Origin of the sequence: Rhodanobacter sp. IGA1.0, from assembly GCF_040208325.1 — a bacterium.
GTDB classification, from domain to species: Bacteria; Pseudomonadota; Gammaproteobacteria; order Xanthomonadales; family Rhodanobacteraceae; genus Rhodanobacter; species Rhodanobacter spathiphylli.
On the sequence record NZ_CP157948.1, the window covers coordinates 3441122 to 3461051 of the forward strand.

General features: G+C 66.7%; 15 protein-coding genes. 11 read left to right on the plus strand and 4 right to left on the minus strand.

Translation table 11 applies throughout. From position 1 onward, the window contains the following. Positions 1–74 precede the first annotated feature (74 nt). Together ABNK63_RS15540 and ABNK63_RS15545 are read left to right on the plus strand one after the other, a co-directional pair. Positions 75–5918, plus strand: coding sequence for a hypothetical protein (locus ABNK63_RS15540; protein WP_350016135.1), 5844 nt, complete (start codon positions 75–77; stop codon positions 5916–5918). Next, positions 5915–8728: a CshA/CshB family fibrillar adhesin-related protein gene (locus tag ABNK63_RS15545; protein ID WP_350016136.1), complete on the plus strand. Its 2814-nt coding sequence runs from the start codon at positions 5915–5917 to the stop codon at positions 8726–8728. Before ABNK63_RS15540 ends, ABNK63_RS15545 begins: the two co-directional genes overlap by 4 nt. 29 nt (positions 8729–8757) lie before the next feature. Here ABNK63_RS15545 and ABNK63_RS15550 read toward each other — a convergent pair whose 3' ends face one another. Next, entirely contained in the window at positions 8758–9519 is a 762-nt protein-coding gene (locus ABNK63_RS15550) for an FAD-binding oxidoreductase (protein WP_350016137.1), read from the minus strand. 105 nt (positions 9520–9624) lie between these two features. Between ABNK63_RS15550 and ABNK63_RS15555 the strand changes: the two genes are divergently transcribed. From ABNK63_RS15555 to ABNK63_RS15565, 3 genes are all read left to right on the plus strand, one after another. Next, positions 9625–10587 (plus strand): ABC transporter ATP-binding protein, encoded by a 963-nt coding sequence (locus tag ABNK63_RS15555; protein WP_350016138.1) that lies wholly within the window; start codon positions 9625–9627, stop codon positions 10585–10587. Beyond that, complete coding sequence (locus ABNK63_RS15560) at positions 10584–11360, plus strand: ABC transporter permease (protein ID WP_350016139.1); 777 nt, start codon at positions 10584–10586, stop codon at positions 11358–11360. Before ABNK63_RS15555 ends, ABNK63_RS15560 begins: the two co-directional genes overlap by 4 nt. A gap of 163 nt (positions 11361–11523) precedes the next feature. Continuing rightward, on the plus strand, positions 11524–12243 hold the full coding sequence (locus ABNK63_RS15565) for a pseudouridine synthase (RefSeq protein ID WP_007806707.1): 720 nt from the start codon (positions 11524–11526) through the stop codon (positions 12241–12243). A 171-nt stretch (positions 12244–12414) separates the two neighbouring features. Here ABNK63_RS15565 and tsaD read toward each other — a convergent pair whose 3' ends face one another. Next, positions 12415–13446: a tRNA (adenosine(37)-N6)-threonylcarbamoyltransferase complex transferase subunit TsaD gene (gene tsaD, locus ABNK63_RS15570; RefSeq protein ID WP_007806709.1), complete on the minus strand. Its 1032-nt coding sequence runs from the start codon at positions 13444–13446 to the stop codon at positions 12415–12417. Between the two features lie 101 nt (positions 13447–13547). Between tsaD and rpsU the strand changes: the two genes are divergently transcribed. Both rpsU and ABNK63_RS15580 read left to right on the plus strand, forming a co-directional pair. Next, the gene (gene rpsU / locus ABNK63_RS15575) at positions 13548–13763 is read left to right on the plus strand and encodes a 30S ribosomal protein S21 (RefSeq protein WP_007081639.1); all 216 of its coding nucleotides are present in this window, start codon (positions 13548–13550) and stop codon (positions 13761–13763) included. A 202-nt stretch (positions 13764–13965) separates the two neighbouring features. Continuing rightward, positions 13966–14412: a GatB/YqeY domain-containing protein gene (locus ABNK63_RS15580; protein ID WP_007806711.1), complete on the plus strand. Its 447-nt coding sequence runs from the start codon at positions 13966–13968 to the stop codon at positions 14410–14412. A 24-nt stretch (positions 14413–14436) separates the two neighbouring features. Here ABNK63_RS15580 and ABNK63_RS15585 read toward each other — a convergent pair whose 3' ends face one another. Then, positions 14437–14733: a hypothetical protein gene (locus ABNK63_RS15585; RefSeq protein WP_007806713.1), complete on the minus strand. Its 297-nt coding sequence runs from the start codon at positions 14731–14733 to the stop codon at positions 14437–14439. A 145-nt stretch (positions 14734–14878) separates the two neighbouring features. Between ABNK63_RS15585 and ABNK63_RS15590 the strand changes: the two genes are divergently transcribed. Then, the gene (locus ABNK63_RS15590; RefSeq protein WP_040673033.1) at positions 14879–15049 is read left to right on the plus strand and encodes a DUF1328 domain-containing protein; all 171 of its coding nucleotides are present in this window, start codon (positions 14879–14881) and stop codon (positions 15047–15049) included. On the opposite strand, the gene ABNK63_RS15595 is transcribed toward ABNK63_RS15590, so the two are convergent. Then, complete coding sequence (locus ABNK63_RS15595) at positions 15046–15684, minus strand: N-acetyltransferase (protein ID WP_007806715.1); 639 nt, start codon at positions 15682–15684, stop codon at positions 15046–15048. The genes ABNK63_RS15590 and ABNK63_RS15595 overlap by 4 nt on opposite strands. 88 nt (positions 15685–15772) lie before the next feature. On the opposite strand from ABNK63_RS15595, the gene dnaG reads away from it, so the two are divergent. The 3 genes from dnaG to ABNK63_RS15610 all read left to right on the plus strand — a co-directional run bounded on the left by dnaG (position 15773) and on the right by ABNK63_RS15610 (position 19271). Beyond that, positions 15773–17509 (plus strand): DNA primase, encoded by a 1737-nt coding sequence (gene dnaG / locus ABNK63_RS15600; protein WP_007806716.1) that lies wholly within the window; start codon positions 15773–15775, stop codon positions 17507–17509. Between the two features lie 130 nt (positions 17510–17639). Then, on the plus strand, positions 17640–18260 hold the full coding sequence (locus ABNK63_RS15605; protein ID WP_007806717.1) for a DedA family protein: 621 nt from the start codon (positions 17640–17642) through the stop codon (positions 18258–18260). Positions 18261–18269: 9 nt separating this feature from the next. Further along, positions 18270–19271: a bile acid:sodium symporter family protein gene (locus ABNK63_RS15610; protein WP_007806718.1), complete on the plus strand. Its 1002-nt coding sequence runs from the start codon at positions 18270–18272 to the stop codon at positions 19269–19271. Positions 19272–19930: the final 659 nt, after the last annotated feature.

Below are 19930 nucleotides of genomic sequence, written 5' to 3' on the forward strand. Positions count from 1 at the left end.
GGACTGATCGCACCGTGTTCCACACTCTGCTCAGGATTTCAGGACTGCGCTCGCGCACGGGTCGGCAACGACCCGTGCGCGACGCGTTCCTGCGCCTGCAGCACGCAGGTACGCACGATGAATGCATGGACAAGTCGCGGTTGATGCAGGAAGTTTCCGCATCGACCCGCCTTGCCAAAGCCTCTTCCCCCCGCAAGGGCCGGGCAGGACGTTTTGGCAAGGCGTGGCTGCTGGCCGGCCTCGCCCTGTCGGCACTGCCGGTCGCGTGGGCGGCCACGCCCACGCCGCCGGGCACCATCATCAACAACCAGGCGACGCTCACCTGGCAGGGTCCGGTCGGCTCCGCCGGACTGAACGAAGCACCCACGTTTTCGCTGATCACCACCCAGGCCACGACCGTGACCGGCGCACGCACGCCGTCGAGCGCAGCGTTCCTGGCCTACGCACAGGGCTCCGCCACCGCGCTGATCGGTCCGACCCAGTGCAGCCGCGATGGCGGCGCCACCTTCAACGCCCTGCCGGCACCGTCATCGGCGCAGGGCACCACGCTGGATCCGAACAGCGCGCAGCCGCTGGGTCCGGCGCAGATCTACTACCCGGGCGATCCGGTGTTCGTGCAGATCACCGACCACGACCAGAACCTCAACCCGCTGGCGCGCGAAACGATACTGGCCACCGTGGCGGTCGTCGGCACCAGCCAGTCGCTGACCGTGCGCCTGACCGAGAACGGTCCGGACAGTGGCGTCTTCACCGGCTACGTGTCCAGCAGCAGCGATGCCGGCTCGACCTGCGCGCTGAGCCTGCAGCCGAACCAGCATCTGGAACTGCACTACACCGACATCGCCGACGCCAGCGACACCGCCGCCACGCAGGCGCTGGTGAGCCCGACCAACGTGGTGTTCGACGCCACCACCGGCGCGCGCGTCAATGGCGCGAAGATCACCCTGGTCGACGCGGACACCGGCATCGCCGTGGCCCATGTCACCGGCCGCGACGGCGTCAGCAGCTTCCCGTCGAGCGTGACCTCCGGACAGAGCGCCACCGACAGCTCCGGCGCCACCTACAGCGCCTCCGCCGGCGCGTTCCTGCTGCCGCAGGTGCCCGCGGGTCGCTACCGCCTGCAGGTGGTGCCGCCGGCCGGCTATCGCTACGCATCGACGGCCACGCAATCCACCCTGCAGCAGCTGGCCGGCGCTCCGTATGTGCTGGGGCCGGCCTCGTTCGAGCAGACCTTCACCCTGGCCAGCGCGCAGCCGATCGGCTTCGACATTCCGCTGGACCCGGTTTCCAGCAGCCTGTTCGTGCAGAAGACCGCCTCGGTGAATGTCGCTGCTGTAGGCGACATGATCCAGTTCACCGTGGCGGTGGAGAACAGCGACAAGGTGGGCGTGGCGCAGGCTGTGCGTCTGGTCGACACCTTGCCGCAGGGCTTCCGCTACGTGAAGGGATCGGCGCGCATCGGCACGGGCAAGGCCGCCGATCCGCAGATCAGCGCGAACGGCCAGCAGCTGCAGTTCGACCTGGGCGACATCGACAAGTCCGGCCAGCTGCAGCTGACCTACGTCACCGAAGTCACCGCCGCCACGCCGCTGGGCGCATCGATCAACCGCGCGCAAGGCCTCGCCGATGGTGGCACCGCCTCGAACATCGCCACCGCCCAGGTGGAGATCCGCGACGAGCTGATGCAGGACGTGAACACGGTCATCGGCCGCGTGCTGGTCGGCTGCGATTCACACGAAGGCCTGGCCGGCGCGCGCGTGCTGATGGAAGACGGCAGCTACGTGGTCTCCGACAAGGATGGCCGCTTCCACTTCCAGGCGGTGAAGAACGGCACCCACGTGGTGCAGCTGGACACCGACAGCCTGCCGCAGGGTTACGCGACCGACGACTGCGAACGCAACACGCGCTTCGCCGGGCGCAGCTATTCCCAATTCATCGAGCTGCATGGTGGCGCGCTGTGGCGCGCCGACTTCCACGTCCGCCGGCTGCCGCCGCCGAGCGGCCATGTCGCCGTGCAGCTGGCACAGCAGGCTGACGGCGCGCTGATCCACAACACGCTGACATTGGCGGTCGCACAGGTGCCGGTGAGCAAGCTGAGCGCCACCGTGCTGGTACCGGCTGGTGCACGCTACGTCGATGGCTCGGTCCGGCTCGACGGCCACGCGTCCGCCGCGCCCGACGTGATGGATGGTGCCCTGGTATTCCGCCTCGGCGACCGTGCCGCCGGATGGCAGGGCAAGCTGAGCTTCGATCTGCAGTCGAAGGCCGGTGCCACCGCCACGCGGGTCACCCAGGCACTGACCAATTTCGATACGCCCGGGGCCGCCCACCAGCACACGCCGCCGGCCTCGGTGACGCTCCCGGCGCGCGGCGCCGCCCGCTCCGAACTGCAACAGGTCACCACGCTGGGCCTGGCCCCGTCCGCCGCGAAAGCCGCGACGACGCAGACCGTACCGGACGACAAAAGCGCGGATGGTGACGCTCTGGCTGACCACTTCCAGTTGAACATGCAGCAAGTGGAAAGCGCCGGATCGCGGGCCGGGTTCATCTGGCCCGACAGCAGCTATTCGCCGTCCGTGCCCAGCATCAAGGTGGCGGTCAGGCATGGCCCGAAGCAGCAGGTGCGCCTGTCGGTGAACGGCACGCCGGTGTCGTCGCGCAACTTCTCCGGCACCCGGCTCAATGAGAGCCACACCGTTGCCGCCAGCGAATGGCTGGGCGTGCCGCTGGTGGAAGGCGACAACATCCTGCTCGCGGACATCATGGAAGGCGACAAGGTGGTGCAAAGCGTGGAGCACCGCGTGCACTACTCCGGCGTGCCGGTGCGCGCCGAGCTGGCGCCGGAAAAATCCAGCCTGGTCGCCGACGGCAAGAGCCGCCCCCGCGTGGCCATCCGCCTGTTCGACCGCTGGGGCTATCCGGTGCGTCGCGGCATGACCGGCCGCTACACGCTGCAGTCGCCGTACCAGCCGTACCAGAGCCAGCAGGAACTGCAGGACAACCAGCTGCTGGCGATCGCGCCGCGCGAACCGAAGTACACCGTCACCGATGACGGCATCGCGTATCTGGAACTGGCGCCGACCACCGTGTCGGGCCAGGTCATGGTGAGCATTCCGCTGCAGAACGACACCCGCCAGGACCTGCGCGCGTGGATGCAGCCGGGCAAGCGCGACTGGATCCTGGTCGGCTTGGCCAACGGCACCGCCGCGTTCAACGGCGTGCGCGGGCATATCGAGAACGTGTCAGGCAACGATCCGAACCGCGACCTGTTCCAGGACGGCCGCATCGCGCTGTACGCCAAGGGCATGATCAAGGGCCAGTACCTGCTCACCGCCGCCTACGATTCGGCCAAGGCCAGCGGCGCCGATCGCGCCACGCTCAACGGCCTGCAGCAGAGCGTCGATCCGAACCAGTACTTCATGCTGTACGGCGACGCCGCCGAACAGGGCTATGACGCATCCAGCGCCAGCAAGCTGTACCTGAAGATCGAACGCGGCCAGTTCTACGCGATGTTCGGCGACTTCGACACCAACCTCAACGTCACCGAGCTGTCGCGTTACGACCGTCGCTTCAACGGCGTGCAGAGCGCCTACGAAAGCACGCACCTGGGCTACACCGCGTTCGCCGCGCGCAACGCGCAGTCCTATGTGCACGACGAGATCCAGGGCAACGGCACCTCGGGCCTGTACCACCTGGCGCACCAGCAGATCCTGCTGAACTCCGAGCGCATCCGCCTGGAGACGCGCGACCGTTACCACAACGAGCGCGTGATCAGCACGCAGCAGCTGAGCAGCTACCTCGACTACACGCTGGACTATTACAGCGGCGCGCTGTTCTTCAAGCAGCCGGTGCCCGGCTTCGACGAGAACATGAATCCGGTCTACATCGTGGCCGAGTACGAGGTGATGCGCGCCGGCGACCAGTCAATCACCGCCGGCGGCCGGGTGGCGGTGAAGGCCGCCGGCGACCGGCTGGAGCTGGGCGTGACCATGGTCAACGAGGGCGCCGACACCGGCAGCAACCGGCTGGGCGGCGCCGACCTGCGGGTGAAGCTGACCCGCACCAGCGAGCTGAAGGCCGAGGTGTCGCATACCTCGTCGGCGGCCGGCACCGCCAACCTGCTGACCGGTTTCAACAACGTGTCCGGCGCCAGCACCTCCGGCACCGCGCAAGGTTCCGGCACGGCCTACCTGGTGACCCTGCAGAACCATGGCAAGCGGCTGGAAAGCGAGCTTTACCTGCGCCAGCTCGGCGTGGGTTTTGGCCTGGGCCAGCAGTCGCTGGGCCAGGGTGGCACGCGCAAGTCCGGTGGCAACGCCCGCTACCTGCTGAACCAGCACTGGTCGTTGCAGATGGAAGCCTATCGCGAGCAATCACTGCAACTGGCCAGCACGCGCACCGTGGCCGACGCAGGCGCGCATTACCAGTCCGGCAACCACGCGCTGACGATGGGCTTGCGCCACGTCAGCGACGACTATCCGCAGGCAGGTGCGACGGTGGCCGACGCCGGCAACGGCGGCGTCACCAGCGGCATCCTCGGCAGCGGCCAGCTCGGCAGCGGCCAGCTCGGCAACGGCTTGGGCAGCTACGGCAGCGGCAGCGCCGACCAGGTCTACCTGGGCGGCAGCACCGGCATCTTCGACAACAAGGTGACCCTGCACGGCATCACCAGCCAGAACATCGCCGGCAACGACCCGGCCTACCCGGCCAGCACCTTGCTGGGCGTCGACTACAGGATGACCGACGCGGCCACCCTGTTCGTCAACCAGCAGTTCAACGACGGTGCGCAGCAGCAGTACAGCCGGATGACCGAACTGGGCGTGCGGGCCACGCCGTGGCAGCGCGCGCAGCTGACCAACTCGATCGGCCAGCAGATGACCGAATACGGTCCGCGCACGTTCTCCACCTCCGGGCTCACCCAGGGCTGGCAGGTCAGCAAGTCGCTGACCCTCAGCGCCGGCCTGAACCAGGTGAAGTCGCTGCATCGCCCGGAAGCACCGACCACCGGCAGCACCGCCGACGGCCAGGCCGTCCCGGTGGCGGGCGCGCTCAACGCGGCCACGCCCTCGATCGCCGGCTCGGCCACCGAAGACTTCACCTCGATGTTCCTCGGCAGCACCTGGCGCCAGAAGGACTGGTCGTGGACCAGCCGCGTCGAGTCGCTGCGCTCCACCAGCGAAAAGCGGATCGGCCTGTTCGGCGGTTTCTACCGCGACCTGTCCGCCGGCAACGCGTTCTCCAGCACCTTGCAGGCGTTCGACAGCCGCTTCAGTCCCGGCGGCAAGTCCAGCAATGCGACCTTGCGTTTCAGCTTCGCGCACCGCCCGGACGACGGCCGCTGGTCGCTGCTGGAACAACTCGACCTGAGCTGGAACAACCAGCAGGGCCTGTCCGTGTCGCCGTTCCTGCAGCAGGGCAGCACCGGCATCGCCGCCAGCCAGCAGAGCCCGCAGCAGCTGGCCGGCGCGCTGGGCAGCTCCGGCACCTTCGGCATCAACCAGCAGACCGCCAAGCTGGTCAACAACCTGCAGGCCAACTACCGCGGTGACCATTCGCAGTGGTCGATCTACTACGGCTCCAAGTACGCTCGCTACAAGTTCGACAGCGGCAGCTACGCCGGCTACACCGACCTGATCGGCAGCGAGTTCCGCTACGACGTGTCCGAGCACTGGGACGTGGGCGTGATCGCCAGCCGCATGCACTCGTACCGCTCCGGCGTATCCAGCAGCAGCCTCGGCCTGGAAACCGGCTGTGACGTCGGCACCAACATGTGGCTCAGCGTGGGCTACAACTTCAAGGGCTACTACGACCAGGACTTCACCGCCGCGCACTACACCGCGAAAGGCATGTTCCTGCGCTTCCGCTTCAAGTTCGATCAGGATACGGTGAAGGCCATGGCGGAAGGAATGAGCCGATGACACTGCGTCCCGCTTCGATGACAGATCGCCCCTTGCCGGAAAAGCCGTCCGTTATGCGCTCGCAGGCCGCGCTGATGCGCAGCCTGCAGAAGCTTGGCCTGGCGCTGTTGCTGCTTTGCGGCTGGCTGCTTGCGGCACCTGCCATGGCGGCCAGCTGTGGTCCGGCCACGGGACAAGGCAGCGCGCCGGCCGATTACTCTACCTACTGCTGGCTGGATTTCTCCACCTACAACGACGCCACGGCGCGCAGCAGCGCGGGGCAGAACTTTGTCTTCAACCTGCCTGGCGGTGCGACGCTCAGTTTCAACGTCAAGGCTTCAGGAACCAACATGGCCGCCGTGGCATCGCCTTCGTGGAGCGGCGCCGCTTTTGGCTATGCAGCTTTCAACGGCATTCCCGGGCGACCCGTGCTGTATGGCACAGGCACCGGCACCAGCAACTTCAGTTTCACCAACATCGTCCTGTCAGTTAACGGCGCCACCAATGTCCCGTACGCCCTTGTGGCGGCCGACGGCGAATCGAGCAACAGCGGCGAGAGCTTGAAGTTCACCACCAATGGCAATCCGTGGACGCAACTGGCGCAGATGTCGAATGGCGGCGCGATCTATCCCACGCTGACTGGCGTGGGCACCGGCACCGTGACCGAGACCGGTGTGGACGGCACCGTTGGCAGTTACGCGTTCGCCACCACCGGCAGTCCAACCACCATAACAACGACGATGGTCAACGGTGGCCTGCAGGGCGCACTCTTCGGGGTGAAGTTCTACGCTGCCGACCTGATCATCACCAAGTCCCATACCGGCGACTTCATCGCCGGCGGCACCGGCAGCTACAACCTGCTGGTGCACAACAACGGACCCGATGCGGCGCAAGGCGTCACCACCGTCACCGACACGCTGCCTGCCGGACTCACCTATGCCTCGGCCAGCGGCAGCGGCTGGAGCTGCGCCGGCGCGGGTCAGCTGGTCACCTGCACCAGTTCGAACACGGTCGCCAGCGGCGCCAACCTGCCGGCGATCACGCTGAATGTGAACGTCGCCGCGAGCGCGGCGGCGTCGATCAGCAACACCGCAACGGTCAGCAACGCGAACTACAACTACAACACCAGCAATGACAGCAGCACCGACCCGACCACCATCATCCGCTCGGACCTATCCACCTCGACCAAGACCGTGCTGGACACCAACGGCGGCGACACCAACCCCGGCGACACGCTGCGCTACACGATCACCCTGACCAACAGCACGGCCGCCACGGCCACCGGCGTCAGCGTCAATGACGACATGCCTGCCGATGTGGGCGGCCTCAACGTGATCAGCACGCCTTCCGGCAGCACCAACAGCAGCACTGTCAGCGGCGGCACCAACGGCACCGGCAAGGTCAGCGTGAGCGGCATCAGCGTGCCTGCCAACGGCAGCGTGACGATCGTCTACGAGGTCAACGTGTCGGGCGGCGCGGGCAGCACCATCGATAACACCGCAACGATCAACAACCCGAACGGTACGGGCGGCAATCCGGCCGCGCCGACGGTGACGGTATCGCAGTCGCAGGTGGCGGCCACTGGCAACAAGGTGCTGTATGTCGCCTACGACGGCAGCGATATCAATGATGGCAGCATGTCCCGCACCTTGCAGTTACAGAACAACAATGGCAACACTCTGACCAGCAGGAACGGCTCGAAAAGCTGGGTACTGACGCCGGCCATCGCCACCGGCAAGAGCCTCGTGCTGAGTGCTGGCACAATTGTCGTACAGATGGATATGGCGCGATCCGGAACGAGTGGGACCCGCACGGTACGCGCGCAACTCTTTGACGGCGTCAATTCGGTTGGCCTGGCGACGACAACCTTCAACGTCAATACCCCTACACAGCAAACGCTGAGCATCACACTCAATTCTCCCGTCACCATTTCAGCCGGCCATACACTGACACTTGTCCTGACCAATACGACGACGACGAGTAACCGATCGATCATCGTTTACCCATACCGCAACACTCGGGGGACGATTTCGTTCGATACCACGACCGTCATCAACGTCGACAGCGTCAACATCTACTCCGCGGCCTACGGCTCGACCGCGACGAAGACCACCTACGGGCCAGGCGACACTGTCTACGTGCGTGCGGTGATCAGCGACCCGTTCGGCAGCTATGACGTGAACCACGCCACGATCACGCTGACCGACCCCAACGGCGCAGCGGTGACGACCAATGCCGGCATGACCCAGGTAGCCGATTCGGGAGCCGCCACGCGTACCTACGAATACAGCTACACCCTGCCGAACAACGCCCCGACCGGTTACTGGACGGCCAGTGTCACCGGCTATGAAGGCACCGAGAATACGGTGCAGCACACCGCCAACGCGGCCTTCAACGTCGGTGTGCCCAACCTGCTGGTGATGAAGTCGGTGTCGGTGATCTCCGATCCCGTCGAAGGCACCACCAAACCGAAATCGCTGCCAGGTGCAGTGATGCAGTACCAGATCACGGTCAGCAACAACGGCGCGGGTCCGGCGGACAACAACAGCCTGGTGATCACCGACCCGATCCCGGCCAACTCAAAGTTCGTGCTGGGCAGCGTTGCTTTCACCGACGGCACGCCCAGCAGCGGGCTGACGTTTGCGCCGGCCAACGTGACCTACTCCGGCGTGGGCAGCGCCGGGCCATGGACTTACACCCCGGCCAATGACGGCAGCGGCGCGGATGCCGGCGTGAAGGCGCTGAGGATCGCCCCGCAGGGCATCATGGCCGGCAAGAGCGGCGCCACCGCACCGAACTTCTCGGTGACGTTCCGCGTGATCATCCTGTAGCCGGACGTGCCGAACCCCTGACGACCGTTTCAACGCGACGAAATGTACTTCTCCCGCCTGATCTGTTTCACCGGCAGGCCAAACTCCTGCAGCGCGGCGAAGGCGGCGTCGACCATGTTCGGGTTGCCGCACAGGTAGGCGATGTCGCGGTCAGCGTGGGGGCCGAGTTCGGCCAGGACGTGCTGCACGTGGCCGCTGCGGTCGCTGCTGCGGGGCACGGCGCGGGCTTCGCGGCTGAGGCAGCCATGGAAGTGGAAGCCCGGATGGGCCTGGGCGAAGGCCTCGAACTCCTCGCCGTAGAGCAGCTCGGTTTCGTTGCGGGCGCCGTACAACAGCACCACTTCGCGATCACCGGCGGCCAGCAGCTTTTCGATCTGCGGCAGCATGGCCCGGTACGGGGTGACGCCGGTGCCGGTGGCCAGCAGCAGGTAGCGCGGATGGGTGTCCGTTTCCTGCAGGCAGAAGCGGCCGTACGGGCCGCTGGCGTCGATCACGCCGCCGTGCGGCAGCTCGCCCAGCAGTTTCGTCGCCGCGCCGCCTTCCACGTAGCTCACCGCGATCTCGATGCGACCGACTTCCGTCAGTGCGGTCGGCGAGCTGCCGTCGCCGACGCTGCCTACCGAATAGCTGCGCTTGGTCGCGGTGCCGTCGTCATAGTGGAAGTGCACCTGCAGGAACTGGCCGGGCTGGAAGGCCAGCGGCTGGCCGTCGACGCGCTCGAACACCAGATGGCGCACGGTGGGCGCCAGCATGACGCTGTCGACAAGACGGAGCTGGAAATGATCGGCCATGGCATCCCTGAAACGGTACGTGCGGAAACAGTGTGTGCCGCCAGACAGGCTCGGGCGGTGCGGCTTGGCCCGCTATAATAAGGGCTAACCCTCTCGGTGCAGCCCATGTCCCCGGAAATCCGCCCCACGGCACCCGCACTTGTCGTCGACAATCTGCGCAAAACCTATCGCAATGGCGTCGAAGCGCTGAAAGGCATCAGCCTGACCGTGCAGCCCGGCGATTTCTTCGCCCTGCTCGGCCCCAACGGGGCCGGCAAGTCGACCCTGATCGGCATCCTGTCGTCGCTGGTGAACGCCACCGACGGTGACGCCCGGGTGTTCGGCGTGTCGGTGAACAAGCAGCGCAGCGAGGCGATGAAGCTGATCGGGCTGGTGCCGCAGGAGATCAACTTCAACCAGTTCGAGAAGCCGTTCGACATCTGCGTCAACGAGGCGGGCTTCTACGGCATCCCGCGCAAGCTCGCTGCGGAGCGCGCGGAAAAGTACCTGAAGGAACTGCGGCTGTGGGACAAGGCGTTCCACCAGGCGCGCGAGATGTCCGGCGGCATGAAGCGGCGGCTGATGATCGCCCGCGCGATGATGAACGAGCCGAAGCTGCTGATCCTGGACGAGCCCACCGCCGGCGTCGACATCGAGATCCGCCGCTCGATGTGGCAGTTCGTCAGCGCGATCAACGCGGCCGGCACCACGGTGATCCTGACCACGCATTACCTGGAGGAGGCCGAGTCGCTGTGCCGCAACATCGCGATCATCGACCACGGCACCATCATCGAGAACACCAGCATGAAGCGCCTGCTGGCCACGCTGGACGTGGAGACCTTCGTGCTCGACGTCAGCGAGGTACCGGCCGAGCTGCCGCAACTGGACGGCATCGGCTTCCGTCGCATCGACGAGCGCACGCTGGAGGCGGAAATGGCACGCACGCAGAACCTCAACGCGCTGTTTGGCGCACTGACCGCCGGCGGCATCACGGTGAACTCGATGCGCACCAAGACCAACCGACTGGAGGAGCTGTTCGTGCGACTGGTGGAGCAAGGCCGTGCGCCGGCCCGGGAGAAAACGGCATGAACGCCTCGACCAACCTGGTCGCGCTGTACACCGTGGCACGCCGCGAAGTCGTGCGGATCGTGCGCATCTGGACGCAGACGCTGATCCCCCCCATCATCACGATGACGCTGTACTTCATCATCTTCGGCAAGCTGATCGGCAGCCGCATCGGCATCGTCGAGGGCGGCTTCAGCTACATGCAGTACATCGTGCCTGGCCTGGTGATGATGAGCGTCATCAACAACAGCTACATGAACATTTCCAGCTCGTTCTACGGCGCCAAGTTCCAGCGCTCGGTGGAGGAAATGCTGGTGTCGCCGATGGCCAACTGGGCGATCCTCTACGGCTACGTGATCGGCGCGGTGGCGCGCGCCCTGGTGGTCGGCGCGCTGGTGCTGCTGGTGGCGCTGTTCTTCACCTCGCTGCACGTGGCGCACCCGCTGGTGGCGCTGGCCGCGGTCACCCTGGGCGCGGTCATCTTCGCGCTGGCCGGTTTCATCAATGCCGTATTCGCGAGCAAGTTCGACGACATCGCGCTGGTGCCGACCTTCGTGATCACCCCGCTGACCTACCTCGGCGGCGTGTTCTATTCGATCAACATGCTGGGCGAGCCGTGGCGCGCCATCTCCCACGCCAACCCGATCCTGTACGTGGTCAATGTATTCCGTTACGGCGTGCTGGGCATCAGTGACGTGTCGGTGGGTGGCGCGTTTGCGGTGATGCTGGTGTTCATCGCCGGACTGACCATCGCCGCGCTGCAGTTGCTCAAGCGCGGCGTGGGGCTGAGGTCGTAGGGCGAGAAGTGAGTGGGGGGAGTGAGAAACGAGAGAACGGCACCTCCGCTCACTTCCACCTCTCGCTCCGCTTTCCCGAGTCACCGTCCTGTACATTTGCGTGAGTCGCAGGATCGCCCTGGCTCTCTCTCATTTCTCACTCCTCCACCCTCACTCCTGCCCTATGCGCGTCAACAAGTACATCAGCGAAGCCGGCCTGTGTTCGCGCCGCGAGGCGGACGAGTTGCTGCTGGCCGGCCGGGTCAGCATCAACGGCGAAGTCGTCTCCACCGGCGCCAAGGCGCTGGAGGGCGACGAGGTACGCGTCGATGGCGAGATCGTCAAGGCGCGCGTGCTGGCCGCCACGCCGGGCGCGAAGAAGGCGATCTACATCGCGCTGAACAAGCCGGTCGGAATCACCTGCACCACCGACCAGGGCGTGGACGGCAACATCGTGGACTTCATCGACCATCCGCAGCGGATCTTTCCGATCGGCCGGCTGGACAAGGATTCCGAGGGGCTGATCCTGCTGACCAGCAACGGCGACATCGTCAACGAGATCCTCCGCGCGGAGAACCACCACGAGAAGGAGTATCTGGTCGGCGTGAACAAGGCGGTGACCGACGAATTCCTGGCCGGCATGAGCAAGGGCGTGCGCATCCACGGCCAGATGACCCAGCGTTGCCGCGTGCGCCGGATCGCCAAGTTCGGCTTCTCGATCGTGCTGACCCAGGGCCTCAACCGCCAGATCCGGCTGATGGCCGCCGCGTTCGGCTACCGGGTGACCCAGCTGCGCCGCGTGCGCATCGACAACGTCAAGCTGGCCCACCTGAAACCCGGCCAGTGGCGCAACCTCACCGAAGCGGAACTGAAGGGGCTGTTGCCGGGGCGCACGCAGTGGTGAGTCGCCGCCGGATGCCACGTTTCAACAGCCGCCGTTCCCGCGAAAGCGGGATGCGCTTTGTCAACAGCGAAGCTGGTCATCCATCTTCCACCGTGCCGAAACATCAAGATGGATTCCCGCTTTCGCGGGAATGACGGCAAAAAGGCGGTAGCCGCCCGTCGCCATGCCGCGCTATGCCGCCGGCAGCGTCTGCAGATCCCAGCGGGGGCGGACCTGGATGGTTTCGTCCTGGTGCTGGCCGCTGGCCAGGCGGATCGCGCCGGCCAGCGCGATCATTGCGCCGTTGTCGGTGCAGAAATCCAGCCGCGGGAAATACGCCCGGAAGCCGTCCTTCTCGCCGGCCCTGGCCAGTTCGCTGCGCAGATGCCGGTTCGCGCCCACGCCGCCGGCGATCACCAGCCGGCGCGCGCCGCTGGCTTCCAGGGCGCGGCGGCACTTGATGATCAGCGTGTCGACGATCGCCTCCTGGAAGGCACGGGCGATGTCGGCGCGGGTCTGTTCGCTCTGGTCGGATTTCTGCCAGGCCAGCAGCACCTGGGTCTTCAGGCCGGAAAAGCTGAAATCCAGTCCGGGCCGGTCGGTCATCGGGCGGGAGAAGCGGTACGCGCCGGCACTGCCCTGCTCGGCCAGTTTCGCCAGCGCCGGGCCGCCCGGATATGGCAGCCCCATCAGCTTGGCGGTCTTGTCGAACGCCTCGCCGGCCGCGTCATCCAGGGTGTCGCCCAGGATCGTGTACTGGCCGATCGCCTTCACCTCGACCAGCAGCGAATGGCCGCCGGATACCAGCAAGGCCACGAACGGCGGCTCCGGCGGGTTTTCCTCCAGCAGCGGCGCCAGCAGGTGGCCTTCCATGTGATGCACCCCGATCGCGGGCACGCCCAGTGCCCAGGCCAGCGCCCGGCCCAGCGACGCGCCGACCAGCAGGGCGCCGACCAGGCCCGGCCCGGCGGTGTAGGCGACCCCGCCCAGGTCCTGCACGGTCAGCCCGGCCTCGGCCAGCGCCTCGCGGATCAGCGGCACCAGCTTGCGCACGTGGTCGCGGCTGGCCAGCTCCGGCACCACGCCGCCGTAATCGGCATGCAGCTTGATCTGGCTGTACAGCGCATGGGCCAGCAGGCCCTTCCCGGGCGCGTCAGGCTGCCAGCGCAACAGCGCCACGCCGGTCTCGTCGCAGGAGCTCTCGATGCCCAGAATCGGCTTCATCGGCCCGGCCTTTGAAAATTCTTCTTCATGCACGGTATAATTCCCGGCTCACCACATTCCACTGTCCTGCAAGAGCAGGCAGATTACCACCCGGAGTTTCCATGCCCAACGTAAAAGTTCGCGAGAACGAGCCGTTCGAGATCGCACTGCGTCGTTTCAAGCGTACCTGCGAAAAGGCCGGCGTCCTGGCCGAAACGCGCAAGCGCGAGTTCTACGAGAAGCCGACCCAGGAACGCAAGCGCAAGCGCGCTGCCGCCGTGAAGCGTCACCTGCGCCGTCTGTCGCGCGACGTTTCGCGCAAGGTTCGCCTGTACTGAGTTTCCCGACCTGTCGCCCGGCAGGTCATGCGGCGCCCCGGCGCTGCGCACCCGGAAACACGGTCGGCGCCAGCTCTTCGACGAGAGCCGCTCGCAGCCACCGCAGGCACAGCCGATACGACATGGCCGGTGTTGTCCCCAGGGGCAACGCCGGCTTTGTCGTTTCCGTAGAATGGTCCATTCATCCCATAAGGCCCCGTCCATGACGCTCAAGCAGCAGCTCACCGAAGACATGAAGAACGCCATGCGCGCCGGCGAAAAGCACCAGCTGGGCGTGATCCGGCTGATGCTGGCCGCGATCAAGCAGCGCGAGGTCGATGAGCGGATCGAACTCGACGACGTCCAGGTGCTGGCCACGCTCGAGAAGATGATGAAGCAGCGCAAGGACTCGGTCAGCCAGTTCGACGCGGCCGGTCGCGACGACCTGTCGGCGATCGAGCGCGCCGAGATGGTGGTGATCGAGACCTATCTGCCCACCAAGCTGGACGAGGCCGAGATCGACGCGCTGATCACCGCTGCCATCGCCGAAACCGGGGCCAGCTCGCCGCGCGACATGGGCAAGGTGGTGGCTGCGGTGAAGGAGAAGGCCGCCGGCCGCGCCGACATGGGCGTGGTGTCGGGCCGCATCAAGAGCCGCCTGGCCGGCTGATCTCCGTTCGCGGCATGCGCTGCCTCAGCCCTGTCGCAACAGCACCATCAACGCCAGCAGGCCGAGCAGGATCGCCAGCACCACCAGCGCCACGCGCTGGCGACGTCGGCGCAGCCGCTGCCAGTTCGCCACGTCCAGGAAATAACGCCCCTCGCCGGGGCAGCGCAGCACCGCGTGCTGCACCAGCGGATACCAGGCCACGCCCTGTTTCAGGCCCAGCTGTTCCGGGCGGCACGCGGTGGCGGGCGTGGTCGCCGCCGCCCGTTCGAAGGCGCGGACAATCTTCCGCTGCATCACCATCATCACCGCGTTGATCACCACGATTCGTCACTCCCGGCTGGCCCGGCAGCTTGCCGCGGCCAGACGGCGCGGGCAAGCGGCGTGATGCATCGGCTTCACGCCACTCACGTTACAAAGCGTGCCGAGGCGGTGGAATCCCACCGCACAACCGTTGCAGGAGATCGTCATGCTGAAGTGGGCCATCATTTTCGCCATCATCTCGCTGGTCACCGGCTGGCTCGGCTTCGGTGGCGTGTCGGGCGCCAGCGCGACCATCGCCAAGGTGCTGTTCGCCTGCTTCGTGATCCTGTTCCTGCTGGCCTTGCTGGCGGTGATCGGCGTCTTCCACATCCTCTAGTCGTGCTCCGCCGGCGCCTGCCATTGCATGCGCCGGTGGCCCGGCACGAGGCCCTGCGGATTGGCCAGCTTCGATGGGCGCTCGGCGGTCACCACGAACCCCAGCCGCTGATAGAGGCGCTGGGCATCGGGATTGGTCACGGCCACGTCCAGCACGACGGGGCCGAGCGCAGCCGCCGGCCGCTGCGCCAGCAGGTGGGCGACCAGGGCGGTGCCCGCACCCTTGCCGCGCAGGGCCGGGCTCACACCCAGATGCCCCAGGTAATACAGGTCACCGGCCGGCGGCGGGATCACCGATTCCGTGCGCAGGCCACGCCCGATCACCCCGGGCGCATGACGCCAGCCGAAATGGCGCACGATCTGCCGCGCCGCCGCCAGGGTGAACGGCCACTTGGTGTCGCCGCCGTAGCCCGCCCCGACCGCCACCACCACACCATCACGCTCGCCCACCACGTGGTTGCGCCAGCCAAACTCGCCCGCGCCGTCGACGAAGGCCCGCCGCAGGAAGGCCTGCGCATCACCCACGCCCGGCACCGCGAAAACATAGTCGAAGGCCGCCGGCCCCGAGCTGTGGATCAGCGGCACCGCCGCCTCCACGTCGGAGGCGGCCGCCGGGCGGAACAGCCATCCAGCCATCGTCGTCACATTCCCGTTGAGACCCCGGCCGAGATTAGCGCAGTCCGCGGACGCGGCGGGGGCGCCGACCGACTAAACTAGGCCGCTTATGCGTGGCCTGATCCCCGACAGCTTCATCGATGAACTGCTTGCCCGCGTCGATATCGTCGACGTGATCGAGCGGCGGGTGCCGTTGAAGAAGGCCGGACGCGAGTGGACGGCATGCTGTCCGTTCCACAACGAGCGCTCGCCGTCGTTCTACGTCAGCCCGGCCAAGCAGTTCTTCCACTGCTTCGGTTGCGGCGTGCACGGCAGCGCGATCAAGTTCCTGATGGACTACGACCGGCTGGAGTTTCCCGACGCCGTCGAGGAGCTGGCGCAGACGGTGGGCCTGACCGTGCCCCGCGAAGGCGGCCGCGAAGCGGCGCCCCGCGAGGACAAGACCGATCTCTACGCGCTGCTGGATGCCGCCGCCGGCTGGTACGAAGGCGAGCTGCCGCGCAGCGGCGATGCCCAGGCCTATTGCAAGAAGCGCGGACTGGACGCCGAGACGATCAGGCGTTTCCGCCTCGGCTGGGCACCGGCCGGCTACGACGGCGTGATCAAGGCGCTGGGCAACACGCCGCGCCGGATGGAGCTGCTGAACGAGGCCGGCATGGTCGCCTCCAGCGAGCGCGGCAGCAAGTACGACCGCTTCCGCGAGCGACTGATGTTCCCGATCCTCGACCGCCGCGGCAGGGTGATCGCGTTCGGCGGCCGCGTCCTGAGCTCCGAACAATCTCCGAAATACCTCAACTCGCCCGAGACCCCGCTGTTCCACAAGGGCCGCGAACTCTTCGCGCTGTGGCAGGTGAAGCAGGCCAACCAGAGCCTGGCCCGCATCGTGGTGGTCGAGGGCTACATGGACGTGATCGCGCTGCACCAGGCCGGGCTGCCGATTGCGGTGGCCACGCTGGGCACGGCGACCACGCCGGAACACACCGAGGTGCTGTTCCGTGCCGCGCCGGACGTGGTGTTCTGCTTCGACGGCGACCGCGCCGGCCGCGCCGCCGCGTGGAAGGCGCTGGAATCCGCGCTGCCGCGCCTGCGCGACGGTCGCCAGGCGTACTTCCTCTTCCTGCCCGACGGCGAGGACCCGGACTCGCTGGTGCGCAAGGAGGGCAAGGATGGCTTCGAGAAGCGCATCCGGGAAGCGATGCCGCTGTCGGACTATTTCTTCAACGAACTGTCGCACGACGTCGACATGGCCAGCCTCGACGGCCGTGCCAGGCTGGCCGAGCGCGCTCGTCCGCTGATCGGCAAGCTGCCCGACGGCGCATTCCGCGACCTGATGGCGCAGGAGCTGGAAAAGCGCAGCGGCGCGCGGGCGATGCTGCAGGCCGACCCGGCCGCGCACCGCGCGGTGCAACGCCCCACCGCGGTGCAGCGCAGCCTGGTGCGCAGCGCAATCTCGCTGTTGCTGGCCCAGCCCGGCCTGGCCGACCAGGTGGAAAAGCCCTATCGCTTCCTGCGCCTGGACAAGCCCGGCGTGGAACTGCTGGCCGAATTGCTCGACCTGGCGCGCGCACGGCCCGGCATCAATCCGGCGATGCTGGTGGAACATTTCGCCGAGCGCCCCGAATACCCGTCGCTGCAGAAACTGATGGCGGCTACGGTCGTCGGCGAAGCCGAGGCCCAAGCGGCGGAATTCTTCGATGCCCTGCAGCGCATGGAAGACCAGGCGGTCACCCAGCGCCGCGATGCGCTCACCGCGAAGAGCCGCGAAGGCGCGCTGGACAGCGCCGAGAAGGCCGAACTGCGCGAACTGCTGGCCGCCCGCGTGCGCCCGCCGGTGGCGTCGGCGTGACTGCGGTGAACTGCCGCAGGCACGGCCACGTCGCGCACTTTGGCGTAACGCCGCGGACGGGCAGTCATGCGGGTGTGGGATCATGCCTGCCTTCGTCCTGGCGGATCACGCAGGACGCACGGGATTACTGATGGATCTGTTGCAACACCTCGTCACGATTTTTGCCGAGAACGGCTACGTTGCCGTCTTCCTCGCGCTGATGATCTGTGGCGCCGGCCTGCCGCTGCCCGAAGACATCACCCTGGTCGCCGGCGGCGTGATCGCCGGGCTGGGCTATGCAAACGTCCACGTGATGGTCGCCCTGGCGATGTTCGGCGTGCTGCTGGGCGACTGCGCGATCTTCCTGCTGGGCCACCATTACGGCGCGCGCATCCTGAAGTGGCGTTTCGTGGCGCGCATCCTCACGCCCTCGCGCTACTGCAAGGTGCAGGACAAGTTCCAGCGCTACGGCAACCGCGTGCTGTTCTTCGCCCGCTTCCTGCCCGGCATGCGCACCACCATCTACCTCACCGCCGGCATGACCCATCGCGTGTCGTTCCTGCGCTTCCTGCTGATCGACACCGTGGCCGCGCTGATCAGCGTGCCGTTCTGGGTCTACCTAGGCTTCCTGGGCGCCGACAACCATGCATGGCTGGTGAAGTGGATCCATCGCGGCCAGAGCAGCCTGTGGGCCCTGGTCGGCATTCTCGCGCTGATCGGACTGGTGCTGTGGTGGCGCCGGAAGCACCGCGACCAGTGCGGGCTGGACTGACTACCCGACATGTCGTCGCGTCGCCTGCTGCCGGACCCTTTCACCCTCGCCCTGCTCGCCACCGTCATGCTGGCCTCGCTGCTGCCTTGCCGTGGCGAGCTGGCGCGGATCTTCGACGGGATCACCGACGCGGCCATCGCGCTGCTGTTCTTCCTGCACGGCGCCAAGCTGCCACGCTCGGCCATCATGCAGGGGCTGAGCCACTGGCGGCTGCACCTCACCGTGTTCACCGGCACCTTCGTGCTGTTCCCGCTGCTGGGCCTGGCGCTGCGACCATTGGGCCACGCGCTGCTCACGCCGGATCTCTACCTCGGTCTGCTGTTCGTCTGCGCGCTGCCCTCGACCGTGCAATCGTCGATCGCGTTCACCTCGATCGCCGGCGGCAATGTCCCGGCCGCCGTGGTCAGCGCCTCGATGTCGAACCTGATCGGCATCGCGCTGACCCCGCTGCTGGTCGGCCTGCTGCTGGCCACCCGCGGCGGCGGCGCCTCGTGGCAAGGCGTGCTGGACATCGTGCTGCAGTTGCTGCTGCCGTTCGCGCTCGGCCATGGCGCGCGGCGCTGGATCGGTGGCTGGATCGATCGGCACAAGCCCGTGCTCGGCTACACCGACCGCGGCACGATCCTGCTGGTGGTCTACACCGCCTTCAGCGCGGCAGTGGTCGAAGGCCTGTGGCGCGACACGCCGCTCTCGGCGCTGCTGTCCACCCTGGCGATGTGCGGCCTGTTGCTGGCGCTGATGATGCCCATCCTGGCCTGCGCCGCACGACGGCTGGGCTTCTCCCGCGAGGACGAGATCACGATCGTCTTCTGCGGTTCGAAGAAGAGCATGGCCAGCGGCATCCCGATGGCCAAGATCCTGTTCGCCGGCCAGCTCGGCGGCCTCGGCGCGCTGGTGCTGCCGCTGATGATCTTCCATCAGCTGCAACTGGTGGTGTGCGCAGTGGTGGCGCGTCGATATGCGACGCGCGGGGTGCGCCGCGTTGGCGAGGATGATCGCGACGCGGATTGATTCGGGGGTGTCGTCGAGCGGTTGTTTCGCACGCGATGCTTTTGCTGGATTCAGACGTCATCCTGCAGAGGGCACGTTACTTTTCTCCTTACCGATGCGACTCAAAAGCTCAAGTGCAGAGCGGTCGATCGCCTTCGGCGACCGAGTCACTTTTCTCTTGCGTGGCCAAGAGAAAAGTAACCAAAAGAGAAGGCCACCCCGCTTGACGCTTGTTGGGCATCCTGCCCAACAAGTCCGTGAGCCGGGGCCGGGCTTTTCGAACGGGCCTCCTGCCCGTGCGAAAAGGAGTCGACGTCCTGTCGACTCCCGCTGCGCGGCCTGTCGTCCCCGTCTCACCGCCGCACAAGGGACCCCGGGTAAAGCAGCGGGCCATCGTGGCCCGCACTCGGTGATGAAGCTGAAAGGCAAAGGCAAAAGCCAGAGCCGAAGCAAAAGCTCCGGGTCGCCGCCGCTTTGCTCTTGATCCGGCTCTTCTGAAAAGTGCGGGCCACGATGGCCCGCTGCTCTACCCGGGACCCCTCTGCAGCGGCGGGCGGGTGGAGGATCAGCCCGCAGGGTGCCTGACATGGATGTCAGGCAGTTTGGCGTCAGGGCAGGATGCACTGTCGACAAACCCCGTAACCCGCACGCGAACCTCGCAGGCAGGATGCCTGCGAGGC

Excerpts from the sequence above, each read along its gene's own strand:
- ABNK63_RS15560 (WP_350016139.1), top strand. The coding sequence starts at position 10,584 with ATGAACGCCTCGACCAACCTGGTCGCGCTGTACACCGTGGCACGCCGC.
- ABNK63_RS15550 (WP_350016137.1), bottom strand. The coding sequence starts at position 9,519 with ATGGCCGATCATTTCCAGCTCCGTCTTGTCGACAGCGTCATGCTGGCG.
- ABNK63_RS15595 (WP_007806715.1), bottom strand. The coding sequence starts at position 15,684 with ATGGCTGGATGGCTGTTCCGCCCGGCGGCCGCCTCCGACGTGGAGGCG.
- tsaD (WP_007806709.1), bottom strand. The coding sequence starts at position 13,446 with ATGAAGCCGATTCTGGGCATCGAGAGCTCCTGCGACGAGACCGGCGTG.
- ABNK63_RS15590 (WP_040673033.1), top strand. The coding sequence starts at position 14,879 with ATGCTGAAGTGGGCCATCATTTTCGCCATCATCTCGCTGGTCACCGGC.
- ABNK63_RS15580 (WP_007806711.1), top strand. The coding sequence starts at position 13,966 with ATGACGCTCAAGCAGCAGCTCACCGAAGACATGAAGAACGCCATGCGC.
- ABNK63_RS15605 (WP_007806717.1), top strand. The coding sequence starts at position 17,640 with ATGGATCTGTTGCAACACCTCGTCACGATTTTTGCCGAGAACGGCTAC.
- ABNK63_RS15610 (WP_007806718.1), top strand. The coding sequence starts at position 18,270 with ATGTCGTCGCGTCGCCTGCTGCCGGACCCTTTCACCCTCGCCCTGCTC.
- ABNK63_RS15565 (WP_007806707.1), top strand. The coding sequence starts at position 11,524 with ATGCGCGTCAACAAGTACATCAGCGAAGCCGGCCTGTGTTCGCGCCGC.
- ABNK63_RS15555 (WP_350016138.1), top strand. The coding sequence starts at position 9,625 with ATGTCCCCGGAAATCCGCCCCACGGCACCCGCACTTGTCGTCGACAAT.
- rpsU (WP_007081639.1), top strand. The coding sequence starts at position 13,548 with ATGCCCAACGTAAAAGTTCGCGAGAACGAGCCGTTCGAGATCGCACTG.
- ABNK63_RS15545 (WP_350016136.1), top strand. The coding sequence starts at position 5,915 with ATGACACTGCGTCCCGCTTCGATGACAGATCGCCCCTTGCCGGAAAAG.
- dnaG (WP_007806716.1), top strand. The coding sequence starts at position 15,773 with ATGCGTGGCCTGATCCCCGACAGCTTCATCGATGAACTGCTTGCCCGC.